Source organism: Streptosporangium minutum (assembly GCF_002149035.1).
GTDB lineage: Bacteria > Actinomycetota > Actinomycetes > Streptosporangiales > Streptosporangiaceae > Streptosporangium > Streptosporangium minutum.
The window spans coordinates 1-5,356 of the sequence record NZ_NGFP01000394.1; the positions used below are offsets into that span (position 1 = coordinate 1).

Here is a 5,356-nt window from a genome sequence, read left to right on the forward strand (position 1 = left end):
ACTGGCACCGGGAGATCGTCGACCGCTGGAAGGCCGCGGGGGTCCGGATGGAGGACGAGGCGCCCACGGATCAGCTCCCGCAGACCCTGGCCGGTCACTCCTCCGGCTCGACCGCCGGCCGTACTCCCGCCGCCGGTCACCTCATCGGCCCGACCGGCCGACCGGCCACCTCACCGACCCGGCTCCCGTAACTGGCCACCTCACCGGCCCGGCCAGCCGCCCGGTCACTCCTCCGGCTGGACCGCCAGCCCGGCCGCCGCCTCCGGCCCCTCGGCCAGCAGGACCTGGAGGCCCTCCTCGTCGAGGATCGGCACGCCGAGCTTGACCGCCTTGTCGAACTTGGATCCGGCGTTCTCCCCCGCGACCAGGAAGGAGGTCTTCTTCGACACCGAACTCGACACCTTGCCGCCCCGGCCCGCCAGGGCCGCGCCCGCCTCGTCGCGGGTGAAGGCCTCCAGCGTGCCGGTCACCACGAAGGTGAGCCCGGCCAGGGTCTGCGGGAGCTGATCCGTGGGCGCCTCGTCCTCCATCCGGACCCCCGCGGCCTTCCAGCGGTCGACGATCTCCCGGTGCCAGTCGACCTCGAACCAGTCGCGGATCGCGGCGGCCACCCGGGGACCGACGCCCTCGACGGCGGCGAGCTCCTCCTCCGAGGCGGCCGCGATCGCGTCGATCGAGCGGAACTCGGCGGCGATGGCCTGGGCGGTGGGCGGTCCGACGTGCCGGATGGAGAGCGCGACCAGGACCCGCCAGACCGGCTGGTCCTTGGCCTTCTCCAGCTCCTCCAGCATCTTCTCGGCGTTCTTGCTCGGCTCGCCGCTCTGGTTGGCGAAGAAGGAGACGACCTTGGGATCACCCGTCTCCGGGTCGGTCTTGGGCAGGCCGGTGTCGGGGTCGCGGACGACCGACCGGATCGGCAGCAGCCGCTCGATGGTCAGGTCGAACAGGTCGGCCTCGGTGCGGACCGGGGGCTCCTGGGGCGGCAGCGGCTGGGTCAGCGCGGTGGCCGCCACGTAGCCCAGGCCCTCGATGTCGAGGGCCTTGCGCCCGGCGGCGAAGAAGATCCGCTCGCGGAGCTGGGCGGGGCACGCCCTGGTGTTGGGGCAGCGCAGGTCGGCGTCGCCCTCCTTCTCGTAGGCCAGCGCGGTGCCGCACTCCGGGCAGTGCGTCGGCATCGTGAACTCGCGCTCGGTGCCGTCACGCAGGTCCGCGACCGGCCCGACGATCTCGGGGATGACGTCGCCCGCCTTGCGCAGCACCACGGTGTCGCCGATGCGCACGCCCTTGCGCGCGACCTCCGAGCCGTTGTGGAGCGTGGCGCGCTCGACCGTGGAACCGGCCACGACGATCGGCTCCATGACGCCGTACGGCGTGACCCGGCCGGTCCGGCCCACCCCCACCTGGATGTCCAGGAGCTTGGTGTTGACCTCCTCGGGCGGGTATTTGTAGGCGATCGCCCAGCGGGGCGCCCGGCTGGTGGAGCCGAGGTTGTTCTGGAGCTCGATGCGGTCCACCTTCACCACGACGCCGTCGATCTCGTAGGCCGGGTCGTGGCGGTGCTCGCGGTAGAACTCGATGAAGGCGTTGATGCCGTCGAGGTCGTCGACGACCTTGTAGAGATCGCTGACCGGCAGGCCGAACTCCCGGAGCCGCTCGTAGACCCCGGACTGGGTCCGGGGCAGGGCGGTCCCCTCCCACCTGCCGACGCCGTGCACGATCAGGTGCAGCGGGCGCTGCGCGGTGATCCGCGGGTCCTTCATCCGCAGCGAGCCGGCGGCGGAGTTGCGCGGGTTGGCGAACGGCGCCTTGCCCGCCTTGCCGAGCTGCTCGTTGAGCTTCACGAACCCCTCGACGGGCATGTAGACCTCGCCCCGGATCTCCACCAGGTCGGGCACGTCGTCACCGGCCAGGCGGTGCGGCACGCCGGCGACGGTGCGCACGTTGGCCGTCACGTCGTCGCCCACGCGCCCGTCGCCCCGGGTCGCGCCCCGGACCAGGCGGCCCTTCTCGTAGACCAGGGCGATGGCCAGGCCGTCGATCTTCAGCTCGCACAGGTAGGGGGCCGGGTCGCGCTCGGCCAGCCGTTCGGCCCGTGCCTGCCAGGAGGCGAGGTCGTCGGCGTTGAACGCGTTGTCCAGGCTCTCCATCCGCTGCAGGTGGGCGACCGGCGTGAAATCGCTGGAGATCGGCGCGCCGACCTTCTGCGTGGGCGAGTCGGGCGTGCGCAGGCTCGGGTGCTCCTCCTCGATGCCGCGCAGCTCGCGCATCCACGTGTCGTACTGGGCGTCGCTCACGGTGGGCGAGTCGAGCACGTGATAGCGCCAGTTGGCCTGCTCGACCAGCTCGGTCAGCTCCGCGTGCCGATCCAGCGCCGCCACCGGCACACCCTCGACCTCAGCACCCATCGCCAGCTCTCCCCTCATCGATCCAACCGGGGGAAACGCTATCGCCGGGCACCGACATCCCGCGGCGGCCTTACCCGGAGGTGACTCCTCCCCCGCGTAAACGGGGTGGCTTCCCGCCACGCCGCGCGGGCGTCGCGGCGGACCGGCCCGGCCCTCCTGACGTCGTCGGACACCCCCTTGCCCGGAGGCGCCGGCCGTGGTCACTCCCCGGGGTCGTCTCTCAGCACGCGGGCCGCCTCCCGCGCCTTGGCCAGAGCCGCCCTGGCATAGGCGGGCGAGGCTCCGGCCAGGCCGCAGGCGGGGGTGAGCACGACCTGCGAGGCCAGGGTGGCGACGGGGAAGCCGAGACGGCGCCAGAGCTCGACGGCGGGCTTGGCGACCACGTCGACGTCGGGCAGCCGGGAGTCGACGCCCGGCACCACGCCGAGGAAGAAGGCCGTCCCGGCCTCGATCGCCTCCCCGATCGCGTCCTCGTCGCGCCGTCTGAGCAGGGAGGCGTCCAGCGAGACGCCGTCGACGCCCGCCGCGCGGAGCACGCCGAAGGGCACGCCGGGGGCGCAGCAGTGCACGACCGTGAACGCGCCCTCGGGCAGGACCGCCCTGAGCCGCTCGGCGGCGATCGGGGCCTCGACGGCGGCCAGCCGCCCGAAACCCGACGCGGTCGGCACCGTGCCGGCGAGGACGCCGGGCAGGCCGGGCTCGTCGAGCTGGACCACGATCTGCGAGGCACCCGGCACCCTGCGGCGCACGTCGGCGACATGCGCGGCGAGCCCTTCGGTGAAGGAACCCACCAGGTCGCGCACGGCGCCGGGATCGGCGAGCGTCTTGTCGCCGTGGCGCAGCTCGACCGCCCCGGCCAGCGTCCACGGCCCGCACACCTGGATCTTGAAGGGCCCCTCGTATCCCTGGGCCGCCTCCTCCAGCGCGTCGAGGTCGCGTACGAGGTGGTCGCGGGCCCGCTTGAAGTCGCGCCCCGGACGGTCGGCGAACCGCCAGCCGGACGGCTGCACCTCCACCGGCAGCTCCACCAGCAGCGACGCGGTGCGCCCGATCAGGTCGGCGCCCACCCCGCGCGCGGGCAGCTCCGGCAGGTACGGCAGCGCGGGCAGCTCTCCGAAGACGACCCTGATCGCCTCCGCGTGGTCCGCCCCCGGGTGCGACCCGACGCCGGTGGCGGTCGCCTCACCCCACGGATATTCGCTCATGCCCGCTCCCAGCCACACACGTCGGAGAACGATCGATCACCGGCGTGCCTGCCGGCCCGCCCGCCTCGGTCGTTCACGACAGCCAGCTTAGGACCGCCGGGCGCCGCCGCTCACCCGAGCGGTCGCGCGTGGCCCGTCCCGTCGTGACAACGCTTGATCAAGTTGAGTAAGGTTCTGGCGGTCTTTCACCCGCATTGGGGGAACACATGGTGATCGGTCGGATGCTCGCCGCGGTGTCGCTGCTGACGGCGATCACGGTGCCGGCGGCTCCGGCGGTCGCGTCCGCCGCGACGGCGCCCGAGAAGTGCGCCCCCGAGCGCGGCACGGTGAGCATCGCGGAGTCATGGGGCCAGAAGCGGCTCAACCTGCCCGAGGTGTGGCGGCTGACCAAGGGCGCCGGGGTGACCGTCGCGGTCCTCGACAGCGGCCTGGACACCACGCATCCCCAGTTGAGGGGGGCCCGCGCGGAGGACGTCACCGGCACCGGGCCGCGCGACTGCTACGGCCACGGCACCGCGGTGGCGGGCATCATCGCCGCCGTCCCGCGCGACCGGGTCCTCTTCTCCGGGGTCGCGCCGGCGGTGAAGCTGGTCTCCGTCAAATACACCGTGGAGCGCAGCGGAGAGATCGGCATGCTGGTCCAGGCCGTCGCCAAGGCCGTCGAGCTCGGCGCCGACGTGATCAACGTGTCGACTCAGGCGGCCGACCAGCCCGACCTGAGCAACGCCATCGCCTACGCGCTGTCCAAGGACGTGGTGGTGGTCGCCGCGGCCGGCAACGTCAACAAGGACGACGGCTCTCCCGTGCCCGCCTATCCGGCTTCCTATCCCGGGGTGCTGTCCGTCGGCTCCGCCGGTCCCGACGGGCGCAGAGCCGACTCCTCGAACGCGATCACGCCCGTCACCGTGCTGGCTCCCGGCACGGACCTCACCACCCCCTGGCCCTTCCAGGTCTACGCGGAGAAACAGGAGGGCACCAGCTTCGCCGCGGCGTACGTGTCCGGAGTCGCCGCGCTGGTCCGCTCCCGCTATCCGGAGCTGACCCAGGCGGAGGTGGTACGGCGCATCGCGCTGACCGCGGACGGCGGCTCGGGCACCGGCACCGGCAAGGGGATGGTCAACCCGCTGCAGGCCGTCTCGGCGATCCTGTCGTCGGAGGCGGTGGCGCTCGCGCCGCCGGAGCCCGCCCCGCTGGCGGCCGACGCGATCCGGCAGGCGCCGCCGGAGGACACCCGGAGCATCTCGGTCGCCACGTGGATCGCCCTGCTGTCGCTCGCCGCCGTCATCATGATCGCCCTGGGTAGCGTCACGATTCCGGCGGGACGTCGCCGCAGGTGGCAGCCGGGAGCCCTGGATAACAGATCGTGAAAGACATGTGAAATCGGTGAACGTCAGGGTCGATATTTGCTTTGATAGCCATAGAACAACTTATTAGCGGCTTTATCGGTAGCTGAGGTGGAAGGATTGCAATGGGGGATTTCAACCCATTACTGCCGGAGGATCCGGAACGCGTAGGCGTCCACATCCTCGTCGGGCGGCTCGGCCAGGACCCTCAGCAGGCCGTGTACCTGGGCCACCTGCCCGACGACGACACCCTCCGCGTCATCCGCGTGCTCGCCCCCCGCCCGGAAGCCACCCCCCAGGCCCGCGAGCAGATCACCAACGGACTCCACGCCGCCAAACGCGTCTCCGGCGCCCACACCGCCAAACTCATCGAAGTCGGCTGGTCCGACGACTCCCCCTACAT

General features: G+C 72.3%; 4 protein-coding genes and 1 pseudogene. 3 read left to right on the plus strand and 2 right to left on the minus strand.

The annotated features are described in order from the left end of the window. Positions 1-191: hypothetical protein (locus CA984_RS42335; protein WP_133061953.1), on the plus strand; the 191-nt coding region annotated here is incomplete at its 5' end. Between the two features lie 33 nt (positions 192-224). Here CA984_RS42335 and ligA read toward each other — a convergent pair. Next, a complete protein-coding gene (ligA, locus tag CA984_RS42340; protein ID WP_086578939.1) occupies positions 225-2,405 on the minus strand; it encodes an NAD-dependent DNA ligase LigA in 2,181 nt (726 codons plus the stop codon). A gap of 200 nt (positions 2,406-2,605) precedes the next feature. Beyond that, the gene (locus tag CA984_RS42345) at positions 2,606-3,610 is read right to left on the minus strand and encodes a methionine synthase (RefSeq protein WP_086578940.1); all 1,005 of its coding nucleotides are present in this window, start codon (positions 3,608-3,610) and stop codon (positions 2,606-2,608) included. Positions 3,611-3,816: 206 nt separating this feature from the next. Here CA984_RS42345 and CA984_RS42350 point away from each other — a divergent pair, with 206 nt between their 5' ends. Continuing rightward, positions 3,817-4,977 carry a S8 family serine peptidase gene (locus CA984_RS42350; protein WP_086578941.1) on the plus strand — a complete coding sequence of 387 codons (1,161 nt, stop codon included), beginning with the start codon at positions 3,817-3,819 and terminating at the stop codon, positions 4,975-4,977. 101 nt (positions 4,978-5,078) lie between these two features. Then, positions 5,079-5,356: pseudogene (locus CA984_RS42355) on the plus strand (serine/threonine protein kinase); the annotation flags it as partial.